Here is a 23,531-nt window from a genome sequence, read left to right as displayed (position 1 = left end):
CGCAAGAATTCTGCCTATGTCCCTGCGCGTGTACATTCGCGCAGCCCTGCTCGGGCTGTGCCTGTCCCTCTCGTTCGCCGCCACGGCGGCCGAGGCCCCGACCACCGCCAACATCCAGAACAGCCTCGACAAGATCGCCGAGCGCAAGCTGCCCGAAGCCGAGCAGAAGGCTCTGCAACAAGTGCTCGAGCAGACCCTGGCCCTGCTCGTCAGCAAGGAAGACAGCGAAAAGAAACTCGCCGCGCTCAAGCAGCAGTTGGCCGATGCCCCGGAACAGACCCGTGAAAGCCAGCGCGAGCTGGCCAAGCTCAAGGACAGCAAGAGCGTGCCGGTGGCCCAGCGCTACGCCAACCTCACCGTGCCGCAGCTGGAGCAGATGCTCAACGAGCGCAGCACCCAGCAGGGTGAGCTGCAGAAGGCGCTGTCCGAGGCCAACAGCCTGATCATCAACTCCCAGACCCGTCCCGAGCGGGCCCAGGCCGAGATCAGCAACAACCAGACCCGTGCCCAGCAGATCAACAACAGCCTCAAGTCCGGCAAGGACAACGGCAAGCCGCTGTCCACCGATCAGCGCAACCAGCTCAATGCCGAGCTGGCCTCGATCACCGCCCTGACCCAGCTGCGCCGCCAGGAACTGGCCGGCAACAGCTTGCTGCAGGACCTGGGCAATGCCCGCCACGACCTGCTGATCGAGCGTGCCACGCGCCTGGAGCAGGAGATCCAGGAGCTGCAGACGCTGATCAACGACAAGCGCCTGGCCCAATCCCAGCAAACCGTCACCCAGCAGTCGATCGAGGCGCAGAAAGCGGGTGGCAGCACCCTGCTGGCCAACGAGAGCTCAGCCAACCTCAAGCTCTCCGATTACCTGCTCAAGAGCACCGACCGCCTCAACGAACTGACCCAGCAGAACCTGCGGACCAAGCAGCAGCTCGACACCCTGACCCAGGCCGACCAGGCCCTGGACGAGCAGATCAACGTGCTCAAGGGCAGCCTGCTGCTGTCGAAGATCCTCTACAAGCAGAAACAAGCCCTGCCACACCTGACGGTCGACCGCGACCTGGCCGACCAGATCGCCGACATTCGCCTGTACCAGTTCGAGGTCAACCAGCAGCGCGAACAGATGAGCAGCCCGTCCACCTACGTCGACCGGCTGCTGGCCAACCAGCCCCAGGAAAACGTCACGCCCCAGCTGCGCAAGGCCCTGCTGGAAGTGGCGCTCACTCGCAGCGACCTGCTCGAGCGCCTGAACCGCGAGCTCTCGGCACTGCTCAACGAGTCCATCACCCTGCAACTGAACCAGAAGCAGTTGCTCAGCACCGCCCAGAACCTGCGCACCACCCTGGAAGAGCAGATGTTCTGGATCCCCAGCAACAAGCCGCTGGACTGGGAGTGGCTGCGCTACGTGCCGCAACGGCTCGCCGAGCAGGTGATCAGCCTGCCTTGGGGCTCAGGCATCAAGGAACTGACCGATGGCCTGGTCCAGCAACCACTGCTGTTCCTGCCCCTGCTGCTGGTGATCGGCGCCCTGCTGTGGCGTCGCAAGTACCTGTACCAGCGCCTGAGCAAGGTTCACCAGGACATCGGCCACTTCAAGCGCGACAGCCAGTGGCACACGCCCCAGGCGATCCTGATCAACGTCCTCCTGGCCCTGCCGGTCAGCCTGGCCCTCACCCTGGGCAGCTACGCCTTGCAGATCGATGCCCGCGGGCAGAACGCCAACCTCGGCGCCGCACTCTGGCAGATCGCCCAGGCCTGGTTGGTGTTCTACACCGCCTACCGCATCCTCGCCCCCGGTGGCGTGGCCGAGATCCACTTCCGCTGGCACAAGCCGCAGGTCGAGTTCCTCCGTGGCTGGGTGCGCCGCCTGGGCACCGTGGTGCTGGCGCTGGTCGGCGTGGTGGCAGTGGCCGAACACCAGCCCTCGGCCCTGGCCGACGATGTCCTCGGCATCGGCGTGGTGCTCACCTGCTATGCGCTGATGGCCTGGCTGCTCAGCCGCCTGCTGCTGAGCAGCCCGGCACACCGTGACACCTCGCTGTTCCGCAAGGCAGTTGGGGTGGCCTTCACCGCCCTGCCGATCGCCCTGTTCGTGGCGGTGTGCTTCGGCTACTACTACACCGCCCTCAAGCTCACGGACCGGCTGATCTACACCCTCTACCTGCTGCTGTTCTGGCTGGTGATCGAGGCCGCCTTCGTCCGTGGCCTTTCCGTGGCGGCGCGACGCCTGGCCTACCAGCGCGCCCTGAGCAAGCGCCAGGCGGCCAAGGAAGGCCTGGATGGCGAAGTGATCACCGAGGAACCGGCCCTGGACATCGAGCAGGTCAACCAGCAGTCCCTGCGCCTGATCCGCCTGGCCCTGCTCGGCGGCTTCATCGGCGGCCTGTACTGGGTCTGGTCGGACCTGATCACGGTCTTCTCGTACCTCAACAACGTCACCCTGTACGAGTACAGCAGCGGCACCGGCGCCGCCGCCAGCATGGTGCCGATCAGCCTCGGCGACCTGCTCGGCGCACTGTTGATCGTCGGCATCACCTTCGCCCTGGCCGGCAACCTGCCTGGACTGCTGGAAGTGCTGGTGCTGTCGCGCCTGAACCTGGCCCAGGGCAGCGCCTATGCCACCACCACGCTGCTGTCCTACGTGATCGCCGGGGTCGGCTTCGTCAGCACCCTGTCGACCCTCGGGGTCAGTTGGGACAAGCTGCAATGGCTGGTGGCCGCGCTATCGGTGGGCCTGGGCTTCGGCATGCAGGAGATTTTCGCCAACTTCATCTCCGGCATCATGATCCTGTTCGAGCGCCCGGTGCGCATCGGCGACACCATCACCATCGGCAACCTGTCCGGCACGGTGAGCAAGATCCGCATCCGCGCCACCACCATCACCGACTTCGACCGCAAGGACATCATCGTCCCCAACAAGACCTTCATCACCGGCCAACTGATCAACTGGTCGCTGACCGACACGGTCACCCGGGTGACGTTGAAGCTGGGCATCGACTACGGCTCGGACCTGGAGCTGGTGCGCGAGCTGCTGCTCAAGGGCGCCCACGAGAACCCGCGGGTGCTCAAGGACCCGGAGCCGATCGTGTACTTCCTCAACTTCGGCGAAAGCTCGCTGGACCACGAGCTGCGCATGCATGTGCGCGACCTGGGCGACCGTAACCCGACGCTGGACGAGATCAACCGCTACATCGACCGCGAGTTCAAGGCCCACGGCATCAAGATCTCGGTGCGCCAGGTCGAGGTGTTCCTCATGGACCCCAGGGACGGCAAGCAACAGTTGATCCCTGTGGAACAACCAAAATCGGATGGCACTGCGCCGGCCTGAGTGCACTCGAATACTTTATCCTGTCCCGTATCCTCGCGAGGGCCGCGCCCTCGCTCGCGATTTTCCAGGAGCCGGCCCGTGAAAGCCCTCGATCAACTGACGTTCGACAACCGCTTCGCCCGCCTGGGCGATGCCTTCTCCACCCAGGTTTTGCCCGAGCCGATCGCCGAGCCACGCCTGGTGGTGGCGAGCGAGTCGGCCATGGCCCTGCTCGACCTCGACCCGGCCCAGGCCGAGCTGCCAGTGTTCGCCGAGCTGTTCAGCGGCCACAAGCTGTGGGAAGAAGCCGACCCTCGGGCGATGGTCTACTCCGGACACCAGTTCGGCTCCTACAACCCGCGCCTGGGGGACGGCCGAGGCCTGTTGCTGGGCGAGGTGGTCAACGAGGCCGGCGAGCACTGGGACCTGCACCTCAAGGGCGCCGGCCAGACCCCGTATTCACGTATGGGTGACGGCCGCGCCGTACTGCGCTCGTCGATCCGCGAGTTCCTCGCTTCCGAGGCCCTGCAGGCCCTCGGCATCCCCACCAGCCGGGCGCTGTGCGTAGTCGGCTCGAGCACGCCCGTGTGGCGCGAGACCCGCGAAAGCGCCGCCATGCTCCTGCGCCTGGCCCAGAGTCACGTGCGCTTCGGCCATTTCGAGTACTTCTACTACACCCGTCAGCCCGAGCAGCAGCGCCTGCTCATCGACCATGTCCTGGAGCAGCACTACCCCGAGTGCCGCGAAGCCGAGCAGCCCTACCTGGCCATGTTCCGCACCATCGTCGAACGCAATGCCGAGCTGATCGCCCGCTGGCAGGCCTACGGCTTCTGCCATGGGGTGATGAACACCGACAACATGTCGATCCTCGGCATCACCTTCGACTTCGGCCCCTACGCGTTCCTCGACGACTTCGACGCCAACTTCATCTGCAACCACTCCGACGACCGGGGCCGCTACAGCTACGCCAACCAGGTACCGATCGCCCACTGGAACCTCAGCGCCCTGGCCCAGGCGCTGACCACGGTGATCGAAGTAGAACCGCTCAAAGAGGCGCTGGGGCTGTTCCTGCCACTGTACCAGGCCCATTATCTGGACCTGATGCGCCGACGCCTGGGCTTCACCACCGCCGAGGACGATGACATGGCGCTGGTCGAGCGCCTGCTGCAGCGCATGCAGAGCGGCGGCGTGGACTACAACCTGTTCTTCCGCCGGCTCGGCGAACAGCCCGTGGCCGAGGCCCTGAAGGTGGTACGCGACGACTTCGTCGACCTGGCCGGCTTCGATGCCTGGGGCAAGGACTACCTGACCCGCTGCCAGCGCGAGGCCGCCCACGCCGAAGGGCGACGCGAGCGCATGCATGCCGTCAACCCGCTGTACGTGCTGCGCAACTACCTGGCGCAGAAGGCCATCGAGGCCGCCGAGGCGGGCGACTACAGTGAAGTGCGGCGGTTGCACCAGGTATTGTGCAAACCGTTCGAGGAACAGCCCGGGATGCACGCCTATGCCGAGCGACCGCCGCAGTGGGGCAAGCACCTGGAGATCAGTTGTTCGTCATAGCAGGGCGGCCTTGCCGGCGATGGGGCGCAAAGCGCCTCAAGACGACGGCTGAAAGTCCATCTCGTACCGATAAGGAGCTCCCATGTCCGACCCGCTACTGATCCCCTGCCCCCACTGCAACGGCCTCAACCGCCTGCCCGCCGCCCGCCTGGGCGACAACCCCAAGTGCGGTCGTTGCAAACAGGATGTGCTGCTGAACAAGCCCTTCGACCTCACCGAGCGCAGCTACGCCAGCCAGATCAAGGGCGACCTGCCACTGCTGCTGGACGTCTGGGCCGACTGGTGCGGCCCGTGCAAATCCTTCGCCCCGACATTCGAGCAGGCCGCGCGCCAGCTCGGTGGCCGCTGCCGCCTGGCCAAGCTCGACAGCGAAGCCAACCGCAACCTGGCCGGGCAACTGGGCATCCGCTCGATCCCCAGCTTGATCCTGTTCAAGAACGGCCGCGAAGTGGCACGCCAGGCCGGCGCTTTTCCACTCCAGTCACTGCTGGAGTGGTTGCGCGGCCAGGGGGTCTAGAGTTCACCACACAGGCCACAATTCCCAGAACTTCACCAAGGTACTTTTGGCAATGACGCGCATCCAAGCAGTTCTCCCTTTTTGGGAGATCCCAATGGATATCTACGTTTGCCGCAAGCGACGCCCTGTTCACTCGAGCCGCTCAAGCAAGTCATGCAACTCCACGAACTGCTGGGTCAGCTTGTGCCGCGGCTCCAGGTGGATCAACGGCAGGCTGGCATGGTGGGACTCGCGCATCTTCACCGAGCTGCCCAGGTATACCGGCAACACCGGCAGGCCTTCGGCCAGCAGCTCGTCGAGCATCTGCTGGGGCAGGCTGGCCCGCGACTGGAACTGGTTGACCACGATGCCCTCGACCAGCAAGTCTTCGTTGTGGTCGTCCTTGAGTTCCTCGATCTCGGCCAGCAGGCCGTACAGCGCCTGGCGCGAGAAACTGTCGCAATCGAAGGGGATGAGCACGCGATCGGCGGCGATCAGTGCAGAAACCGCATAGAAGTTCAAGGCTGGCGGCGTATCGATGTAGATCCGCTCGTAGTCGTCGTCCAGCTCGTCGAGCAGTTTGCGCAGCTTGTTGATCTTGTGCTTGGCCTCGAGCTTGGGCTGCAGGTCGGCCAGCTCCGGGGTCGCCGTGACCACGTGCAGGTTGTCGAACGGCGTTTCGTAGATATCGACCCGGTTCTTCTTGGCGAACGGCCCGCTGGACAGGCTCTGCTTGAAGAAGTCGGCGATGCCCATGGGGATGTCCTCGCCGGTCAGCCCGGTGAGGTACTGGGTCGAGTTGGCCTGGGCATCCAGGTCGATCAGCAGGGTCCGGTAGCCTTCGCTGGCGCTGACCGCCGCCAGGTTGCAGGCGATGCTCGACTTGCCCACGCCACCTTTCTGATTGAACACCACGCGCCGCATGGAAGACCTCCGTGTATCAACGAATGCCCGAGTATGTGGCGGCACAACGGCAATGGCCAGCATTCTTCATTCAAGTTGCCCCTGGCCCTGACCGACAACCTCAGTCAGACCGATTATCGGAAAAAGCGCACATAACTCATCAGACGATGCCACGTACGACTGAAGGCAATGTCTGATTGAAACCATATGCATTGATCCATGACTCCGGCACCGGGATAATGCGCGCCACTCGGCGAATGCGCCAACCCTGTCAGGTCGTTGTTCCGAGTCATTCCCTCGGCAAGGAATTCCCGCAGGGCGGGAAGTAGAAAGCACCGTGATCACCTTCGATATCAGCCAATGGCGCGCCTGGGCTCCGGGCTTGCAGACGCCTGCCGACTGGCAGGCGTGGGCGCTCGGTCACCAGGCCCCGCACAGCGACGGGCCGGCACCTGACGTGTCGTTCTTGCCCGCCATGCAACGCCGCCGGCTCAGCCGCCTGGCGCGCATGGCGTTCGCAGTTGGCTGGCCATTGGCCGAAGGGCACGAAACATTGCCGCTGGTGTTCGTCTCGCGCCATGGTGAAACCCCTCGGACATTCTCGATTCTCAGCGAGCTGGCCGAGCGCCAGCCGCTGTCGCCGACCCAGTTCAGCCTGTCGGTGCACAACGCAGTGATTGGCCTATGGTCGATCCTGCGCGGCGAAACCAGCGAGATGACCGCCCTGGCCGCGGCCGGCGATGGCTTCGAGCACGGTGTGCTGGAGGCCTCCGCGCTGCTGGCCGAGGGGGCCCCGGCGGTGCTGTTGATCGTTACCGAGGAGCTGCCGCCGGAGGCTTACAGGCCATGGATAGACGACGTGCCCTTCGCCTATGCCCTGGGTCTGCTGCTCACGCCTGGTACGCATTGGCGACTGGCCCAGGGCCAGACACCGGCCCCCGAGGCCACGGAACTGCCCCATGCCCTGAACTGGCTTCGTGCCTCGCTCAACGGCACGGGCTCCTTCACTCATACATGGAAGCGTCGTACATGGAACTGGCAACGGCAGCCGTGAGACGGCCACGCGATGCCTACTACTGGCGCCTGCTGGCGACGGCCGCGAGCTTCTTTCTGTTCGGGCTGGGCGGCCTGTGCCTGCGGTTGCTGGTGTTCCCGCTGCTCGCCTGCCTGCCCGGTAGTGCAACGCGCCACCGTCAGCGCGCCCGTCGTACCATTGGCTGGTTGTTCTGGCGCTTCATCCGTTTCATGCACGCTGCGGGCGTGCTGACCTATGAGATAGACGGCGCCGAACGTTTGGGGCGTCCCGGCCAGATGATCGTCGCCAACCACCCGTCGCTGATCGATGTCGTGTTTCTCATCGGCCTTGTGCGCCAAGCCAACTGCGTGGTCAAGCACAGCCTGTTCGAGAACCCCTTCACCCGCGGCCCGGTGAGCGAAGCCCAGTACATCGGCAATGACGGCAGCCTGGACATGCTCGACACCGCCGTGCAATCCCTGCGCCACGGCCAGCCGCTGATCATCTTTCCCGAAGGCACGCGCACACCACCCGGCCAAACGCCAACCTTTCATCGCGGCGCCGCCGCCATCGCTCTACGGGGTGCGAAGATCATCACCCCGGTGACCATCGAGGTCAGCCCCACCACCCTGACCAAGAACGAACCCTGGTACCGCATTCCCAGCCGCCGCGTCCATTTCACCCTCAAGGTCGGCAGCGATATCGACCCCCAGGCCTTCGCCGTCCAGGGACCCGCGCCCCAAGCATCGCGCAAACTCAACGACTACCTGCACCAGTACTACATCAAGGAGCTCGCCGCCGATGAGCGATCCACAGCAAGACCTGCACCGTGACCTCAAGCAACTGATCATCGACGCCCTGGGCCTGGAGGACATCAGCGTGCAGGACATCGACGACCAGCAGACCCTCTTCGGCGAAGGCCTGGGTCTGGACTCGGTGGATGCGCTGGAACTCGGCCTGGCGATCCAGAAGCGCTATGGCATCAAGATCGATGCCGACGCCAAGGACACCCGCAACCATTTCAGCAACGTTGCCGCCCTGGCCGCGTTCGTCACTGCCCGTAAGGCCGCCTGAGACCGCCCCATGCAAACCCGCGAAGACATCTTCAACATCCTGCGCGACGCCCTGGTAGAACTGTTCGAACTGGAACCGTCTCGCATCAGCCTGGACGCCAACCTGTACCAGGACCTGGAGATCGACAGCATCGACGCCGTCGACCTGATCGACCACATCAAGCGCCAGACCGGCAAGAAAATCACCGCCGACGACTTCAAGTCGGTACGCACCGTCAACGATGTGGTCGAAGCGGTGTTCCGCCTGGTCAACCCTCCGGCATGAAGCGCCTGATCGGCCTCGGCTTGCTGGCGGCCGGTGTGCTGTATCCCTTTGCAGTGCATTTCGGCATGACGCACTTCGCCCCGTGGCAGTTCGGCCTGCTGCTCGGTGCCTTGTGGCTGGCCCGCGCCCTGAGCGCGCCACACCGCCCCGGCAGCCTCGGGATGGCAGTGGCGGCCCTGGCCTTCTGTGCCCTGCTGGGCCTTTCCGACAGCCCGCATCTCTTGCGCTGGTATCCGGTGCTGATCAGCACATTCATGCTCGTCCTGTTCGGCGCCAGCCTGCTGCGCGGCCTGCCGGTCATCGAACGCCTGGCGCGCCTGCGCGACCCGCAGCTCCCCCCGCACGCGGTGCGCTACACGCGCCGTGTGACCCAGGTCTGGTGCCTGTTCTTCCTGGCCAATGGCCTGATCGCCACCGCCCTCGCCCTGTGGGGGCCGCTGAGCTGGTGGACCCTCTACAATGGCCTGGTCGCGTATGCCGCCATGGGCCTGCTGTTCGCCGTCGAATGGCTGATAAGACAACGCGTGCGAGGACGCCCATGAACTGGATCGACCTTGAGCACCTGCTGCGCCCGCTGGATGCGCCACGCCAGGTGACCCAGGCCCCGGCCCTGGACCATGCCGCCCTGTGCCAACAGGCCCTTTGCCTGGCCGGCGGCCTGCGCCAACGTGGTGTGCAGCGCCTGGCAGTGCATCTGGAGGATGCCGCACAGCTGGCTGTCGCCCTGCTCGGCGCCTGGCGTGCCGGGGTCGAGGTATTGTTGCCCGCCGACCTGCAACCGGGCACCCGCGAACGCTGGAACGCCCACGTCGATCTCTGGCTCAGCGACCAACCAGGTGACCTGGCCCCAGAGGCCCTGCAGGCCGCCCCATTGCCACCGGCGGACCTCGACCTGGATCAGTGCCGCATCAGCCTGTGCACCTCCGGCTCCAGTGGCGAACCCAAGCGCATCGACAAGCGACTGCGCCAACTGGCCAACGAGGTAACGGCCCTGGAACAGCTCTGGGGCGGGGCCCTGGGCGACGCCTGGATCATCGGTAGCGTCGCCACCCAGCACATCTATGGCCTGCTGTTTCGCGTGTTATGGCCGCTCTGTGCCGGGCGCGGTTTCGACAGGCGCCAACTGCCCTTCCCCGAAGACCTGCAGCGCGCCAGCCGCGAGCACCCGGCGTTCGCCTGGGTGGCCAGCCCCGCCCTGCTCAAGCGCATGGGTGACAACCTCGACTGGCCGGCCCTGAGCCTGGTACGCAAGGTCTTTTCCTCCGGTGGCGAATTGCCTGCCGATGCCGCCGAGCGCTTGCACCAGCGCCTGGGCCAATGGCCAACGGAAATTCTCGGCAGCTCCGAAACCGGCGGTATCGCCTGGCGGCAAGGTGAAGCCCTGTGGCAACCGTTCGCCGACATGCGCTTGAGCCAGGATGAACAGGGCGCCTTGCGCATCGCATCACCGTACCTGCCTGCTGGGCATGTCGAGCAGAGCGCCGACGCCGTCGAGTTCACCAGCGACGGCCGCTTTCGCCTGCTCGGTCGCCTGGATCGCATCGTCAAGCTGGAAGAAAAGCGCATCTCCCTGCCCATGCTCGAACAGGCGCTGTGCACTCACGCCTGGGTTGCCGAGGCGCGCCTGGGCATGATCGAGGAAGGTCGCGCCTACCTTGGGGCGCTCCTGGTGCTCTCTGCCAACGGCCTGCATACCCTGCGCAACCATGGTCGCCGCACCCTGGTGGAAGGCTTGCGCCAACACCTGGCCGCCCATTGCGAGGCCCTGGCGCTGCCACGCCGCTGGCGCCTGCTCCGGCAGTTGCCCCTCAATGCCCAGGGCAAACTCCCACAGGCTCAACTCCAGGCCCTTTTGCAGGCCCCTCGCAGCATGGCCGCAGAATGCCTGGAACAGCGCCAGGAAGGTGACACATGGCACCTGCGCCTTGCCGTACCCGTGGATTTGGCCTGCTTCACCGGGCACTTCCCGCAGGCACCGGTGCTACCGGGAGTGGTGCAGATCGACTGGGCTATCGCCCAGGCCCGCGAACTACTCGGCATCGATGGCCGCTTCGTCGGCATGGAGGTGCTCAAATTCCAGCAACTGGTCCGCCCTGGCGACGAGTTGGCACTGACCCTGCGCTTCGATACCGAGCGCGGCAAACTGTATTTCGCCTACAGCTGCGCCGGACAAGCCTGCGCCAGTGGCCGCATTCTGCTGGAGGCTTCCCGTGCATAGGGCCTGCGCTGTGATCCCGGTGTACAACCATGAGCAAGCAGTGCCGTCGGTGGTCGACAACCTGCTACGCGCCGGCCTGCCTTGCGTGCTGGTCGACGACGCCAGCCATGCGCCCTGTGCCCAGGTACTGCGGCAACTGGCCAAGCAAGACGATGTGCACCTGGTCAACCTGCCGGTCAACCAAGGCAAGGGCGGCGCCGTCATGGCCGGCCTGCGCGAAGCCGCACGCCTGGGCTTCAGCCATGCCTTGCAGGTGGACGCCGATGGGCAGCATGACCTGGCCGACGTCAGCCGCTTCCTGGAACAGTCGCAGGCTTATCCACAAGCGCTGGTGTGCGGTTATCCACAATACGATGCCAGCGTACCCAAGGGCCGCCTGTACGCCCGCTACCTCACCCACGTGTGGGTGTGGATCAACAGCCTGTCGCTGCGCATCCCCGACGCCATGTGTGGTTTGCGTATCTACCCATTGCCCGTGACACTGGCCTTGATCGACAGCGTCAACCTCGGCCGGCGCATGGACTTCGACCCGGAGATCCTGGTGCGCCTGTCATGGCGTAACCAGCCAATGCGCTGGCTGCCGACACGGGTCCACTACCCGCAGGACGGCCTGTCGCACTTTCGCCTGTTCCACGACAACGCGCTGATCTCGAAGATGCATGCCAAGCTGTTCTTCGGCATGCTCCTACGTGCGCCGCTGATCCTCTGGCGCAGGTATCGCGCATGAGCGGGCAACCACAGCACTGGGCCGAGCAGCAGGAGCGCGGCAGCTTCTGGTTGATGAAGCTGACCGCGACCTTGGTGCGCTTGCTTGGCCGCCGCATGCTCAGCCCGCTGATCCATGTGGTTGTCGCCTATTTCTTCCTGTTCGGCCGTCGCGCCCGGCGCAGCGCCTGGCAATACCAGCAGCGGCTCAACCAGTGGAGCGGCGGGCAGGTACCGGCTCCCAGCCAATGGCGGGTGTTCCGTCAATTCATGGCATTCGCCGAGGCCCTGCTGGACAAGCTCGACGTGTGGAACGGCAGGCTGCGCCTGGAAGACATCGAGATCGAGGACCCGGCCCAACTGCGCCAGCGACTGCATGGCGAACGCGGCCAACTGCTGGTGGGCGCACACCTGGGTAACCTCGAGGTGTGCCGCGCCCTGGCCGAGATCGGCGAACAGGTCACCATGAACGTACTGGTCCACACTCGCCATGCCGAGCGCTTCAACCGCCTGCTGGGCGAGGCCGGGGCCAGCAACCTGCGGCTGATCCAGGTCAGCGAGCTGGATCCGGCAGTGATGCTGCAGTTGTCCGAACGCCTGGAACGCGGCGAGTGGTTGGCCATCGCCGGTGACCGCATCCCGCTGCACGGCACGCGCACGGTCGAGGTGGACTTCCTCGGCCATCCGGCCGCCTTTCCGCAGGGCCCGTGGTTACTGGCCGGGCTGCTGGGCTGCCCGCTCAACTTGCTGTTCTGTCTCAAGCACGAGGGCCGCTACCGGGTCGTCCTCGAACCGTTCGTCGAGCGCCTGCACTGGCGGCGTGGCCAACGCGAGCAGGTGATCGCCGAATGGGCCGTGCGCTACGCCGATCGTCTCGGCCATTACTGCTGCCAGGCCCCCCTGCAATGGTTCAATTTCTACCCCTTCTGGAAGACCGATGACGATGCATCCGCATGAGCCTGTAACCTTCGGCGAGTCGCCGCTCGCGATCGAGGATGTCCTGGCCCTGGCCGAGCGCCGGGCCCCGGTGCGCCTGCAGGACGACCCTGCCTATCGCGAGCGCATCGACCGCGGCGCACGCTTTCTCGACACCTTGCTCGACAAGGAAGGGGTGATCTATGGCGTGACCACCGGCTATGGCGACTCTTGCGTGGTGGCCGTACCGCTGGAGCACGTGGAAGCGCTGCCCCGACACCTGTACACCTTCCATGGCTGTGGCCTGGGCAAGCTGCTCGGCCCCATCGCCACTCGCGCGGTGCTCGCCGCCCGCCTACGCTCGCTCAGTCATGGCGTGTCGGGCGTGCGCCTGGCATTGCTGGAGCGCCTGCGGGCGTTTCTCGAACACGACATCCTGCCGCTGATCCCGGAAGAGGGCTCGGTGGGCGCCAGCGGCGACCTGACCCCGCTGTCGTACGTCGCCGCCGCACTGTCCGGCGAACGCGAGGTGCTCTACCAGGGCGAGCGCCGTAGCAGCGCGGACGTACACCGTGAATTGGGCTGGCAACCGCTGGTGCTGCGGCCCAAGGAAGCCCTGGCACTGATGAACGGCACCGCGGTGATGACGGGCCTGGCCTGCCTGGCCTATGCCCGCGCCGACTACCTGCTGCACCTGGCCACGCGCATCACCGCACTCAACGTCATAGGTCTGCAGGGCAACCCCGAGCACTTCGACGAGCGCCTGTTCGCCGCCAAACCGCACCCTGGCCAGGCCCAGGTCGCCGCCTGGCTACGCCAGGATCTCGCCCTCGACGCCCCGCTGCCGCCGCTGCACCGCTTGCAAGACCGTTACTCGCTGCGCTGCGCTCCCCATGTACTAGGGGTGTTGGCCGATAGCCTGGGCTGGCTGCGAGGCTTCATCGAGACCGAGTTGAACAGCGCCAACGACAATCCGATCATCGATGGCGAAGCCGAGCGTGTGCTGCACGGCGGGCACTTCTATGGCGGCCATATCGCCTTCGCCATGGACAGCCTGAAGACCCTGGTCGCCAATGTCGCCGACCTGCTCGACCGCCAGCTCGCGCTGCTGGTAGACGTGCGCTACAACCACGGCCTGCCGAGCAACCTCTCCGGCGCCGAAGCCGACCGGGCGATGATCAACCACGGTTTCAAGGCCGTGCAGATCGGTGCCAGCGCCTGGACGGCCGAAGCCCTCAAGCAGACCATGCCGGCCAGCGTCTTCTCCCGCTCCACCGAATGCCACAACCAGGACAAGGTGAGCATGGGCACCATTGCCGCGCGCGACGCCCTGCGCGTATTGGAACTGACCGAGCAAGTCGCCGCCGCGACCCTGCTGGCAGCCAACCAAGGTGTCTGGCTGCGTGCCCGCCAAGCCGCTGCGCGGCCATTGCCGCCGGCCCTGGCACGCATGCATGAGGCCCTGCTGGAAGACTTCGCCCCGGTCATCGAAGACCGAGCCCTGGAAAGCGACCTGCGCCTGTGCCTCGAACGTATCGGCGAGCGCCACTGGAGGTTGCATGCGTAGCCCCGGCGTCTTCCATGTCGACAGCGAGATCGTCGTCCCCTTCTTCGACGTCGACAGCATGCATATCGTCTGGCACGGCCACTACGTCAAGTACCTGGAGATAGCCCGTTGCGCACTGCTCGATCGTCTCGAGCACAACTACCTGCAGATGCAGGCCAGCGGCTATGCCTGGCCGGTGATCGACCTGCAGCTGCGCTACATCCGTGGCGCCACCTTCGGCCAGCACCTGAAGGTGCGGGCCAGCCTGGTGGAGTGGGAAAATCGCTTGAAGATCCACTACCTGATCAGCGATGCCGCCACAGGCGAGCGCATGACCCGCGCCAGTACGGTGCAGGTCGCGGTGCATATCGACAGCGGGGAAATGCAACTGGCGTCACCGCAGGTCATGCTCGACGCGGTGCAGAAGGTATTGTCATGAAGCGCCTCGCGCACCTGCTCGCCACGCTCGCCCTACTGGCCGCCAGCGCCTCGGCCCAGGCCTTCGGCTTGGACGATCTGCAGAAACACCTGGGCGACACGGCGGTGGTCAAGGGGCCATTCATCCAGGAAAAACACCTGCGTGCCCTGCCGCAACCGCTGCTGAGCGAAGGCCGCTTCGTCCTCGCCCGCGACCATGGCCTGCTGTGGCAGCTGCAAGCGCCCCTGCGCCAGGACTACCGTATCGACGCCAGCGGCATCGCCCGGCGTACCCCGGAGGGCTGGCAAGCCTTGCCCAGCCGCAGTGCCGCCGCCGAACAAAACCGCCTGTTCTTCGCCGTGCTGCAAGGCGACAGCAGCGGCCTGCAACGTGACTTCAAGCTGAGCCTGTCGGGCGACGCGCAGCACTGGCAACTGCGCCTGACACCTCGTTCGCTACTGCTCAAGCAGGTCTTCAAGCATATCGACATCACCGGTGGGCGCTTCGTTGAGCGCATCGAACTGAACGAAACCCAAGGCGACAGGACCGTTCTGCGCATGCCCCAAAGCAGCGGCGCGGCCACCCTGGACGACCCGGAGCGCCGTGATTTTGCCGACTGAACGCCTGTTGCCCCGCCTGTTCCTGGCCTTGTTGCTGGTCATGCTCGCCGTCGTCGGCTGGCAATGGCACCGGGGGGCACCGCTGTCGGCCGACCTGATGACCCTGGTCCCCGGCGCGAGCCAAGACCCGCTGGTCAAGCGCGCCGAACAGCGCATGCAGGAGCCGCTGAACCGCGAATTGCTGGTGCTGGTCGGTCACCCCGACCGCCAGCAGGCGCTCGCCATGACCGAGCGTCTGGCTGGACAATGGCAGGCCAGCGGGCTGTTCGAGAAGGTGCAGTGGAGCCTGCAGACCGACCTCGCCGCCGTACGCGAACAACTGCTGCAAGGGCGCCTGGCCATGCTTTCGGCCACGGATCGCCAGCAACTGCGCAAGGATCCCGACGCATTCGTCGAGCAGCGTGTGCACAACCTGTTCGACCCCTTCGCCGGCTTCAGCCTGGTGTCCAGCCAAGACGACTGGCTGGGCCTGACCGGGCGTATCCAGGCCAGCCAGCCCAAACCTGCCAACGTCGAGCTGGACACCGCCAGTGGCGCCCTGATCGCCAAGGCCGAGGGCAAGCATTGGGTACTGCTGCGCGCACGTACCTACGCCGATGCCTTCGACATGCACCTGCCCTTGCAGGTGGCCGACCTGCTCGCCAGCAGCCGCACCCAGGCCGACCAGCAGGGCGCCCATCTCCTGGCAGCCAGCGGCCTGCTGCATGCCGCCGCTGGCCAACGACAGGCCAGCCGCGAGATCACCTGGGTCGGTGGTGGCGCCACCCTCGGCATCCTGCTGCTGTTGCTGCTGGCGTTCAAGCGCTGGCGGGTGTTGCTGGCGTTTGTCCCGGTCCTGGTGGGCATGCTGTTCGGCTCGGTGGTCTGCGTGATGCTGTTCGGCCAGATGCACGTCATGACCCTGGTGCTGGGCTCCAGCCTGATCGGCGTGGCGGTGGATTATCCCCTGCACTACTTGTCCAAGAGCTGGAGCCTGACGCCTTGGCGCAGTTGGCCAGCCGTACGCCTGACCCTGCCGGGCATGAGCCTGAGCCTGGCGACCAGTTGCATCGGCTACCTGGCCTTGGCTTTCACGCCCTTCCCGGCACTGACCCAGATCGCCGCCTTCTCCGCCGCAGGCCTGGTCGGCGCCTACCTGAGCGCGGTGTGCCTGCTGCCTGCCCTGCTGGGGAATGTCGAGCTGCAGCCGGCGCAGTGGCCACTGCGCATCGCCGAAACGCTCACCGATTGGCGCGAACGCCTGCTGCGCAGGGTGCCAAGCGGTGCGCTGCTGATCCTGCTAGCCCTGTTCTGTGCCACCGGCCTGTGGCACCTGAACAGCCGCAACGATATCCGCCAATGGGTCGGCAGCCCACCCCAGTTGCTCGAAGAAGCCCAGGCAGTGGCGCGCATCACAGGCTACCAGCCGACCAGCCAGTTCTATCTGGTGCGCGGCGCCGATCAGCAAGCGTTGCTCGATCGTTTGGAGGCGCTGTCCAGCAAGCTCGACGAATGGGTGGCGCAGGGCGAGCTCAAGGGCTACATGAGCCTCAGCCAGATCGTCGCCAGCCCCGCTGAACAAGCGCAGGCACGCCAGGCCCTGAGAGCCCTCGGCGCGCACTGGCAACCGCTCGTGGCCCTGGGCGTGCCAGAAGCGGCCCTGGCCGCCGAGCAAGCACAACTGTTGCAGCTACCCGTGCAGACCATCGACCAAGTGCTCGCCGGCCCCCTGGGCGAAGCCTGGCGGCCGTTGTGGCTGGGCCAGGACGGTACGGGCGTGGCCGCCATCGTCAGCTTGCAGGGCCTGGGCGATGCCGCCCTGCTGCGCCTGCACACCGCTGAACTGGCCGGGGTGCAACTGATAGACCGGCTGGGTGAGCTGAACCAGGTATTCGCGGCCACCCAGGTCAGCGCCGCCGAACTCAAGCTGCTGTCCTGCGCCCTGATCCTGGTGCTACTGGCCCTGCCCTTCGGCCTTCGCGGTGCCCTGCGCATCGTTGCCCTGCCACTCCTGGCAGCCCTGTGCAGCCTGGCCAGTCTCGGCTGGCTCGGTCAGCCACTGACCCTGTTCAGCCTGTTCGGCCTGCTGCTGGTAACGGCGATCAGCGTCGACTACGCGATCCTGATGCATGAGCGCATCGGCGGCGGTGCCGTGAGTCTGCTGGGTATCCTGCTGGCGGCACTCACCACCTGGCTGTCGTTCGGCCTGCTGGCCTTGTCGAGCACGCCAGCAGTGAGCAACTTCGGCCTGGCAGTAAGCCTGGGCCTGGTCTTCAGCTTCCTGCTGGCCCCCTGGGCTGCCCCTCGCGATGGAGCGCACACGTCGCCATGACCCGCCTTCTGTCATGGGCACCGGCCCTGGCGATGCATGCGCCGGCCAGCACGCTCGGCACGCGTCTCGGGTTGCCCTCAATCGCCAGCCTGACAACTGCTCCACCGGCAAGGAGGCCTCATGCCGAACCCTGAACTGCAACATCACCCCGTGGTGGTGATTGGCGCCGGCCCATCCGGTGCTATCGCCGCCACCCTGCTCAAACGTCGGGGGCACGACGTGCTGGTCCTCGAGCGCCAGCGGTTTCCGCGCTTCTCGATCGGCGAAAGCCTGTTGTCGCACTGCATCGACTTCGTCGAGGAGGCCGGCATGCTCGATGCCCTCCAGGCGGCAGATTTCCAACTGAAAAACGGCGCTGCCTTCGCCTGGGGTGAGGCGTACACCGACTTCGACTTTGGCCAGACCTTCAGCAAAGGCCGGCCGACCACCTTCCAGGTACAGCGGGCACGCTTCGACCAACTGCTGGCCGACCAGGCCGAAGCGCAAGGCGTGGAAATCCGCTACGAGCATGAAATCGTCAGCGCCGATATGGATGGGGAACGACCGTACCTGCAGGTACGCCGTGCCGACGGCAGCGAGTACCCCGTGCATGCCAGCTTCGTGCTCGACGCGAGCGGCTATGGCCGTGTGCTGCCACGGCTGCTCGACCTGGAGGCGCCGTCGAACTTCCCAGTGCGCCAGGCCGTGTTCACCCATATCGAGGACCGCATCGACCACCCAGGCTTCGACCGCGACAAGATCCTCATCACCACCCACCCCGAACACCGCGACATCTGGTTCTGGACCATCCCGTTCAGCGATGGCCGCACCTCGCTAGGGGTCGTTGCCGCTGCCGAGCGCTTCGCCGACGCGCCCGGCGACCTGGACGCCTGCCTCAAGCACTTCGTGGCCCAGGCCCCCAGCCTGTCCAAGGTGCTGGCCAACGCCGTCTGGGACACCCCGGCGCGCGCCATCGGCGGCTACTCGGCCAACGTCAAGGCCCTGCACGGCAAGGGCTTCGCGCTGCTGGGCAATGCCGCCGAGTTCCTCGACCCGGTGTTTTCCTCGGGCGTGACCATTGCCATGCGTTCGGCCAGCATGGCCGCCGGCCTACTGCACCGCCAGCTGCAAGGCGAGGCGGTGGACTGGCAGCGGGACTTCGCCGAACCGCTCAAGCGTGGCATCGATACCTTCCGCGCCTATGTCGAAGGCTGGTATGACGGCAGCTTCCAGGACGTGATCCACCACCCCGGCAGCTCACCTGAGATCCGCGCCATGATCAGTTCGATCCTCGCCGGCTATGCCTGGGACCTGCGCAATCCGTTCGTCGTCGAGCCCAGGCGCCGCCTGCGGACCTTGGCCGAACTGTGCGCGAGGGCGCCGGCATGAGCCAGCAACCGTTCCTCAGCGACACCTACGTCGAAGAGACCCGCTTCGGCTTCTGGTTCCTGCGCAGCCACACCTGGCAGCATCATGTGCTGCGAGTGGCCATCAACGACCTGCGCTGCCTGTTCGACGACGAGCCGCCGCAGGCACCGGTACTGCTCGACGCCGGCTGTGGCCAGGGCAAATCGTTCAAGCACCTGCAGCAGGTGTTCGCGCCGTCGCGGCTGCTCGGCACCGATGCCGACCCGCACAGCCTCGAGCTCAGCGCGGCGGAGGCAGAACGCCTGGGACTCGACGTGGAACTGCGTGGCAGCGACTGCGCTCGATTGCAGTTCGCCGATGCCAGCATCGACATCCTGTTCTGCCACCAGACCTTCCACCACCTGGTGGAACAGGAACAAGCCCTGGCCGAGTTCTACCGGGTGCTCAAGCCCGGCGGTTACCTGCTATTCGCCGAATCTACCGAGGCGTACATCGACACCTGGGTGATTCGCTGGTTGTTCCGTCACCCCATGCACGTGCAGAAGAGCGCCGAGCAATACCTGCGGATGCTGCGCGATCAAGGGTTCGAATTCGCCTCGCACAACATCTCGTACCCCTACCTGTGGTGGAGCCGGGCCAAAGACTTCGGCCTGCTCGAACGCCTCGGCCTGCGCAAGCCGCCGCCCGTTGGCCAACGAGAAGAGACCCTGGTCAACGTAGTGGCACGCAAGCCCCTGGAGCATCCGTGAAGTACCTGCTGGCAATCATCCTGTGCCTGCTGCTCGGCGCCTGTGCCGCACGCCCGCCGCTGCCTACGCAGCTACCGCAGCTGGATCTGCCGCGGCAATTGCACGTCGAGCGCGAGCAGGCCGGGCAGCGCCAGGACTGGCTGCTGGTGATCCAGCGCGAGGACGGCCGATTGCGCTGGTCGCTGCTCGACCTGCTAGGCATCCCCCTGGCCCGCCAACTGCTCGAAGGTGAACACTGGCAGGCCGACGGCCTGTTGCCACCCAACCCGCAAGCCCGCGAACTGTTCGCTGCCGTGCTGTTCGCCCTGACACCGTCCGGGCAATTGCCACAGCTCTATCCGCAAGCACATCAGCAGGGCGAGTTGCGCTGGTTGGGCGACCGTTGGCAGGTCACCTATCGGGCGGCCGACACCTTCGACTTGAACCTCGGCCAAGGCCTGCGCTATCTAATCAGCCCACTGCCCAGCGAGAATACGCCATGACCGCCTACCTCAATGCCTTGGGCCTGGTCTGTGCCCTAGGCCGTGGCCAAGCCGAAGTCGCCGCCCATCTGTTCGCGGGAGATTGCTCCGGCATGCAGCCCCAAGAGGGCTGGATCGCCGAGCGCAGCCCACCGGTCGGCGCGGTGACAGGCGAGCTCCCGGCAGTCCCCCTGCCAGGGCAGCACAGCCGCAACAACCAACTGCTGTACAGCGCCGCCCTGCAGATCGAGCCGGCCATCCGCCAGGCCATCGACCGCCATGGCGCCGGTCGGGTTGCGGTGATTCTGGGCACCAGCACCTCGGGCATCGCCGAGGCCAGCGATGGCATTGCCGAGTACCTCAAGACCCAGCACTTTCCCGAGCGCTACCGCTACGACCAACAGGAACTCAGCGCCCCCGCGAACTTCCTTGCCGACTGGCTACAACTAAGCGGCCCGGCCTACGTGATTTCCACAGCCTGCACGTCCAGTGGGCGTGCCCTGTCGAGTGCGCGCCGGCTGCTCGACCTGGGCCTTTGCGACGCGGTTCTGTGCGGCGGTGTCGACAGCCTCTGCGGCCTGACCCTCAACGGCTTCAGCGCCTTGGAAGCGCTCAGCGACCATCGCTGCAATCCGTTCTCGGTGAACCGCAACGGCATCAACATCGGTGAAGGCGCGGCGCTGTTCCTGATGACTCGCGAACGTAACCCCGCAGGCCCGTCCATCGCCCTGCTCGGCACGGGTGCCGGCTCCGATGCACATCACATCTCGGCGCCGGACCCAACCGGCAAAGGTGCCTTGCAGACCATGCGCAAAGCCTTGGACAATGCTGGCCTCGTGCCAGGGCAAATCGACTACCTGAACCTGCATGGCACCGCCACCCCCCATAACGACGCCATGGAAAGCCTGGCAGTGCATGAGCTGTTCGGTTCCGCACTGCCGTGTTCCTCGAGCAAGCCCATGACAGGCCACACCCTTGGCGCCGCGGGCGCACTGGAGGCGGCATTCTGTTGGTTGAGCCTGAGCGAGCACAACCCGATGGGCCTGCTGGCGCCGCATGTCTGGGATGGCCAGGCCGATCCGCAATTGCCGGCCCTGTCGCTGACCAGGGCAGGCCAGTGCCTGAGCACGCGAAGCCCACGTCGATTGATGAGCAATTCGTTCGCCTTCGGCGGCAACAACGTCAGCCTGATTCTCGGAGACGTCCCATGATCCCCTGGCCATTGGCCGAGCTGCTGCCTCACGCCGGCGACATGATCTTGATCGACCAGGTCGACAACTGCGATGAAGAGCAGATACACACCCGCGCCACCGTTCGCCCCGGCGGCCTGTTCAACCGTGCCGACGGCAGCCTGCCAGCCTGGCTCGGCATCGAGTTGATGGCACAGAGCGTTGCCGCCTATGCCGGTTGCCGTGCACGCCGCCAAGGCCAGCCAGTGGCGCTGGGTTTCCTGCTCGGTACCCGCAAGTACGAATGTGACGTCGAGCACTTCCCGGCAGGCACCGAGCTGCACATCCACGCCTTGCGCTCACTGGAAGACGAGAACGGCATGGGTGTGTTCGAATGCCACCTGCGCGCCCCCGGCATCTACGCCACGGCCCGCCTGAATGTCTATCGTCCGCCGCAAGCGGCCAGTTACCTGGCTGAAGCAGGCCCAGAGGAGTCACCCCATGACTGATACCATCCTGGTCACCGGTTCGAGCCGGGGCATCGGCCGAGCCATCGCCCTGCGCCTGGCCCGCGCAGGCTTCGACCTGGTTCTGCACTGCCGCAGCGGTCGTACCGAGGCAGAGGCCGTCGCCAGCGAAGTCCGGGGGCTGGGCCAACAGGCGCGGGTGTTGCAGTTCGACGTCGCCGACCGCGCCGCCTGCCGGGCCATCCTGGAAAGCGACGTGGACACCCACGGCGCTTACTACGGGGTGGTATGCAACGCCGGGCTGACCCGTGACGGCGCCTTCCCCGCGCTGACCGACGAGGACTGGGACCAGGTCATGCGCACCAACCTGGATGGTTTCTACAACGTCCTGCAGCCGCTGACGATGCCGATGATCCGCCGCCGAGCACCGGGCCGTATCGTTTGCATCACCTCGGTCTCGGGGCTGATCGGCAACCGCGGCCAGGTCAACTACAGCGCCTCCAAGGCCGGCCTGATCGGCGCCGCCAAGGCCCTGGCGATAGAGTTGGGCAAACGCCGCATCACCGTCAATTGCGTCGCTCCCGGGCTGATAGACACGGCGATGCTCGACGAACACGTACCGGTCGAAGAACTGCTGAAGATGATCCCGGCCGGGCGCATGGGTACGCCAGAAGAAGTAGCAAGTGCGGTGAACTTCCTGATGTCGCCGGAGGCGGCCTACATCACCCGCCAGGTATTGGCGGTCAACGGGGGGTTGTGCTGATGCGCCGCGTCGTGGTCACCGGCATGGCCGGCCTTACCGCCCTGGGCAACGACTGGGCAACCATCGCCGGGCATTTCGCCAACCAGCGCAGCGGTATCCGGCGCATGGACGAGTGGGATCGCTTCGAGGAGCTCAACACTCGCCTGGCCGGGCCCATCGATGATTTCAACGTGCCTGGCCACTGGACCCGCAAGCAATTGCGTAGCATGGGCCGCGTCTCGCGCCTGGCGGTGGCTGCCGCCGAGCGCGCCCTGGCCGATGCCGGCCTGCTCGACGACCCGAGCATCCGCGACGGGCGCATGGGGGTGGCCTGTGGTTCTTCGACCGGCAGCACCGACGAAATCAAGGCCTTCGGCAACATGCTGCTGAACTCGGTGGCCGACGGGCTCAACGCCAACTCCTATGTGCGCATGATGCCGCACACCACTGCGGCCAACATCAGCATCTTCTTTGGCCTGACCGGGCGCCTGATCCCGACCTCCAGCGCCTGCACCAGCGGCAGCCAGGGTATCGGCTATGCCTACGAAGCGATCAAGTACGGTCGCTTGCCGATGATGCTCGCGGGCGGAGCCGAGGAGCTGTGCCCCACCGAGGCCATGGTCTTCGACGCCTTGTATGCCACCAGCCTGAAGAACGACACCCCGCACCTGAGCCCCCGCCCCTATGACAGTGGCCGCGACGGCCTGGTGATCGGCGAGGGCGGCGGCATGCTGGTGCTCGAAGAGCTCGAACACGCCTTGGCCCGCGGGGCACGCATCCACGCCGAAATCGTCGGCTTCGGCAGCAATGCCGACGGTCAGCACACTACCCGTCCGGAACAAGCCACCATGCGCCGGGCCATGGAGCTGGCGTTGGAGGACGCAGGCCTTGCCCCCGAGTCCATCGGCTACGTCAACGGCCATGGCACCGCTACCGAACAAGGTGACATCGCCGAGACCCTGGCCACCAGCAGCCTGTTCGGCCCGCGCATGCCGATCAGTTCGCAGAAGAGCTTCCTCGGCCACACCTTGGGGGCCTGCGGCGCGCTGGAATCGTGGTTCAGCATCGAGATGATGAACAGCGACCGCTACGTGCACACCCTCAACCTCGATCACATCGACCCACGCTGCGGCGAGCTGGACTACCTGCAAGGAGAGTTCCGCGCCATGAGCCGCGAGTACGTCATGAACAACAACTTCGCCTTCGGCGGGGTCAACACCTCGTTGATCTTCCGCCGCTGGCCTTGA

Annotated in this window: 23 protein-coding genes; 22 read left to right on the top strand and 1 reads right to left on the bottom strand. The window is 65.8% G+C overall.

Annotated elements, in window-relative coordinates; genetic code table 11:
• Positions 1–16: 16 nt before the first annotated feature.
• The 3 genes from mscK (at position 17) to trxC (ending at position 5,381) form a co-directional block, all read left to right on the top strand.
• Positions 17–3,325: a mechanosensitive channel MscK gene (mscK, locus tag ACDI39_RS19540; RefSeq protein ID WP_225787501.1), complete on the top strand. Its 3,309-nt coding sequence runs from the start codon at positions 17–19 to the stop codon at positions 3,323–3,325.
• 78 nt (positions 3,326–3,403) lie between these two features.
• Positions 3,404–4,864 carry a protein adenylyltransferase SelO gene (gene selO, locus ACDI39_RS19535; RefSeq protein ID WP_225787502.1) on the top strand — a complete coding sequence of 487 codons (1,461 nt, stop codon included), beginning with the start codon at positions 3,404–3,406 and terminating at the stop codon, positions 4,862–4,864.
• 82 nt (positions 4,865–4,946) lie between these two features.
• The gene (gene trxC / locus ACDI39_RS19530) at positions 4,947–5,381 is read left to right on the top strand and encodes a thioredoxin TrxC (protein WP_225787503.1); all 435 of its coding nucleotides are present in this window, start codon (positions 4,947–4,949) and stop codon (positions 5,379–5,381) included.
• 129 nt (positions 5,382–5,510) lie between these two features.
• Here the strand turns inward: trxC and ACDI39_RS19525 are convergent, their stop codons facing one another.
• Complete coding sequence (locus ACDI39_RS19525) at positions 5,511–6,284, bottom strand: ParA family protein (protein WP_225787504.1); 774 nt, start codon at positions 6,282–6,284, stop codon at positions 5,511–5,513.
• Between the two features lie 316 nt (positions 6,285–6,600).
• Here ACDI39_RS19525 and ACDI39_RS19520 point away from each other — a divergent pair, with 316 nt between their 5' ends.
• From ACDI39_RS19520 to ACDI39_RS19430, 19 genes are all read left to right on the top strand, one after another.
• Positions 6,601–7,317, top strand: coding sequence for a beta-ketoacyl synthase chain length factor (locus ACDI39_RS19520; protein WP_225787505.1), 717 nt, complete (start codon positions 6,601–6,603; stop codon positions 7,315–7,317).
• Positions 7,293–8,111, top strand: a complete 819-nt coding sequence (locus tag ACDI39_RS19515; protein ID WP_225787506.1) for a lysophospholipid acyltransferase family protein — start codon at positions 7,293–7,295, stop codon at positions 8,109–8,111. Before ACDI39_RS19520 ends, ACDI39_RS19515 begins: the two co-directional genes overlap by 25 nt.
• On the top strand, positions 8,080–8,352 hold the full coding sequence (locus ACDI39_RS19510) for a phosphopantetheine-binding protein (RefSeq protein WP_225787507.1): 273 nt from the start codon (positions 8,080–8,082) through the stop codon (positions 8,350–8,352). The genes ACDI39_RS19515 and ACDI39_RS19510 overlap by 32 nt, the downstream gene beginning before the upstream one ends.
• Before the next feature lie 9 nt (positions 8,353–8,361).
• Positions 8,362–8,616, top strand: a complete 255-nt coding sequence (locus ACDI39_RS19505) for an acyl carrier protein (protein WP_225787508.1) — start codon at positions 8,362–8,364, stop codon at positions 8,614–8,616.
• Positions 8,613–9,158 (top strand): COG4648 family protein, encoded by a 546-nt coding sequence (locus tag ACDI39_RS19500; RefSeq protein ID WP_225787509.1) that lies wholly within the window; start codon positions 8,613–8,615, stop codon positions 9,156–9,158. Before ACDI39_RS19505 ends, ACDI39_RS19500 begins: the two co-directional genes overlap by 4 nt.
• Positions 9,155–10,834 (top strand): ApeI family dehydratase, encoded by a 1,680-nt coding sequence (locus ACDI39_RS19495; RefSeq protein WP_253079866.1) that lies wholly within the window; start codon positions 9,155–9,157, stop codon positions 10,832–10,834. The genes ACDI39_RS19500 and ACDI39_RS19495 overlap by 4 nt, the downstream gene beginning before the upstream one ends.
• The gene (locus ACDI39_RS19490; RefSeq protein ID WP_225787511.1) at positions 10,827–11,561 is read left to right on the top strand and encodes a glycosyltransferase family 2 protein; all 735 of its coding nucleotides are present in this window, start codon (positions 10,827–10,829) and stop codon (positions 11,559–11,561) included. The genes ACDI39_RS19495 and ACDI39_RS19490 overlap by 8 nt, the downstream gene beginning before the upstream one ends.
• Positions 11,558–12,496 carry a lysophospholipid acyltransferase family protein gene (locus ACDI39_RS19485; protein ID WP_225787512.1) on the top strand — a complete coding sequence of 313 codons (939 nt, stop codon included), beginning with the start codon at positions 11,558–11,560 and terminating at the stop codon, positions 12,494–12,496. The genes ACDI39_RS19490 and ACDI39_RS19485 overlap by 4 nt, the downstream gene beginning before the upstream one ends.
• Positions 12,477–14,021, top strand: a complete 1,545-nt coding sequence (locus tag ACDI39_RS19480) for an HAL/PAL/TAL family ammonia-lyase (RefSeq protein WP_225787513.1) — start codon at positions 12,477–12,479, stop codon at positions 14,019–14,021. The genes ACDI39_RS19485 and ACDI39_RS19480 overlap by 20 nt, the downstream gene beginning before the upstream one ends.
• Positions 14,014–14,439: an acyl-CoA thioesterase gene (locus ACDI39_RS19475; protein ID WP_225787514.1), complete on the top strand. Its 426-nt coding sequence runs from the start codon at positions 14,014–14,016 to the stop codon at positions 14,437–14,439. The genes ACDI39_RS19480 and ACDI39_RS19475 overlap by 8 nt, the downstream gene beginning before the upstream one ends.
• Positions 14,436–15,038, top strand: a complete 603-nt coding sequence (locus ACDI39_RS19470; RefSeq protein ID WP_225787515.1) for an outer membrane lipoprotein carrier protein LolA — start codon at positions 14,436–14,438, stop codon at positions 15,036–15,038. Before ACDI39_RS19475 ends, ACDI39_RS19470 begins: the two co-directional genes overlap by 4 nt.
• A complete protein-coding gene (locus tag ACDI39_RS19465; RefSeq protein WP_486539011.1) occupies positions 15,028–17,349 on the top strand; it encodes an MMPL family transporter in 2,322 nt (773 codons plus the stop codon). The genes ACDI39_RS19470 and ACDI39_RS19465 overlap by 11 nt, the downstream gene beginning before the upstream one ends.
• A gap of 120 nt (positions 17,350–17,469) precedes the next feature.
• Entirely contained in the window at positions 17,470–18,717 is a 1,248-nt protein-coding gene (locus ACDI39_RS19460) for an NAD(P)/FAD-dependent oxidoreductase (RefSeq protein WP_225787516.1), read from the top strand.
• Entirely contained in the window at positions 18,714–19,445 is a 732-nt protein-coding gene (locus tag ACDI39_RS19455) for a class I SAM-dependent methyltransferase (RefSeq protein WP_225787517.1), read from the top strand. Before ACDI39_RS19460 ends, ACDI39_RS19455 begins: the two co-directional genes overlap by 4 nt.
• On the top strand, positions 19,442–19,927 hold the full coding sequence (locus ACDI39_RS19450; protein ID WP_225787518.1) for a hypothetical protein: 486 nt from the start codon (positions 19,442–19,444) through the stop codon (positions 19,925–19,927). The genes ACDI39_RS19455 and ACDI39_RS19450 overlap by 4 nt, the downstream gene beginning before the upstream one ends.
• Entirely contained in the window at positions 19,924–21,117 is a 1,194-nt protein-coding gene (locus tag ACDI39_RS19445; protein WP_225787519.1) for a beta-ketoacyl-[acyl-carrier-protein] synthase family protein, read from the top strand. Before ACDI39_RS19450 ends, ACDI39_RS19445 begins: the two co-directional genes overlap by 4 nt.
• Positions 21,114–21,584, top strand: a complete 471-nt coding sequence (locus tag ACDI39_RS19440) for a hotdog family protein (RefSeq protein ID WP_225787520.1) — start codon at positions 21,114–21,116, stop codon at positions 21,582–21,584. The genes ACDI39_RS19445 and ACDI39_RS19440 overlap by 4 nt, the downstream gene beginning before the upstream one ends.
• Positions 21,577–22,305, top strand: coding sequence for a 3-oxoacyl-ACP reductase FabG (gene fabG, locus ACDI39_RS19435; protein WP_225787521.1), 729 nt, complete (start codon positions 21,577–21,579; stop codon positions 22,303–22,305). Before ACDI39_RS19440 ends, fabG begins: the two co-directional genes overlap by 8 nt.
• Positions 22,305–23,531, top strand: a complete 1,227-nt coding sequence (locus ACDI39_RS19430) for a beta-ketoacyl-ACP synthase (RefSeq protein ID WP_225787522.1) — start codon at positions 22,305–22,307, stop codon at positions 23,529–23,531. The genes fabG and ACDI39_RS19430 overlap by 1 nt, the downstream gene beginning before the upstream one ends.

Source organism: Pseudomonas sp. Tun-23181 (assembly GCF_057415455.1).
The sequence above is the reverse complement of the archived record's forward strand: the minus strand, read 5'-3'. Positions and strand labels throughout refer to the sequence as shown.